This is a genomic window from Herbiconiux daphne (genome assembly GCF_024979295.1).
GTDB classification, from domain to species: Bacteria; Actinomycetota; Actinomycetes; order Actinomycetales; family Microbacteriaceae; genus Herbiconiux; species Herbiconiux daphnes.
The window spans coordinates 1-897 of the sequence record NZ_JANLCJ010000223.1 but is presented as its reverse complement, the minus strand read 5'-3'; the positions used below and the strand labels follow the sequence as shown (position 1 = coordinate 897).

The 897-nt window shown below is 34.7% G+C and carries 2 protein-coding genes; both read right to left on the bottom strand.

The window, feature by feature from the left end; genetic code table 11:
* Positions 1-474: 474 nt before the first annotated feature.
* Complete coding sequence (locus tag N1032_RS24255) at positions 475-687, bottom strand: hypothetical protein (RefSeq protein WP_259543045.1); 213 nt, start codon at positions 685-687, stop codon at positions 475-477.
* Positions 688-713: 26 nt separating this feature from the next.
* Positions 714-897, bottom strand: a 184-nt coding sequence (locus N1032_RS24250) for a hypothetical protein (RefSeq protein ID WP_259543043.1), incomplete at its 5' end; no start/stop codon positions are given.

Here is an 897-nt window from a genome sequence, read left to right as displayed (position 1 = left end):
TTCAAACTATTTACATACATTTTCGTAATTCACTTAAATGTTTTCATATGCACCTCTTATTTTCACAAAATTCTAGGAATCATTTCCTTGACCAGCGGCAGTTCGAACCCATACTCTTCCAAAAATGTTTTCACATTGTTGTCATTTTCACTTTTTAACTGTGAAGTCAATGACTTCATCATTTCGTTATTGACAAACGGAGTATATCAGATGTTATTTTCCTGCCTAGCTTCTTTTCATTGCAAGAACACCGTGTCAATACCATAAGTAATAAGTGTGTCGGCAAATACTTTCAAAATCCCATATTCCACGTCAGTGGTTTCGCCATAAAGCATATTTTGGTGTCAAACCCATTTGTTAACCTTAAGTGTTCTTTTGAGTAGCATATCATGTGTGCCATTATCTAAATTCAATTCCATTCTTTGAGTTAGTTCCCTATAAACCCTATCATATGCATTCATGTTATTCCACCTTTCACTTGATTTTCAATCCGTATTGTTTTTCTTTTCCAATTCTCTTCTCATGTGGTCTAATCTCTACTGGTGCATGTTCACGCCCAGCGATTTTTTGTAAATCTCTCTTAAATGTGCTTGAAGTATATGAGTTTGTCAGTTCATATTGACAATTTCTGTAATGTTGAATCAAAAACATTATCTCCTTGTTTGAAAGGAAGTCCATTGTTTGCATGTTTCAAGTTTGTGCCAATGCGGTAGTCAGTTCATCAATCTTTCCAAATTTGTTAATGTCACTTCCCGCCTTGATGATTGATTCAGCTTTATTCTCATCTTCAGTTTTAAGTCAAAACTCTTGTTCATCACCAGGAGTGAATTTGTAAATTCTTCTCTTTCTTCCCCTTGAAAGCAAGTTTTGATATGCCCTAATGCTTTCAAACACGAA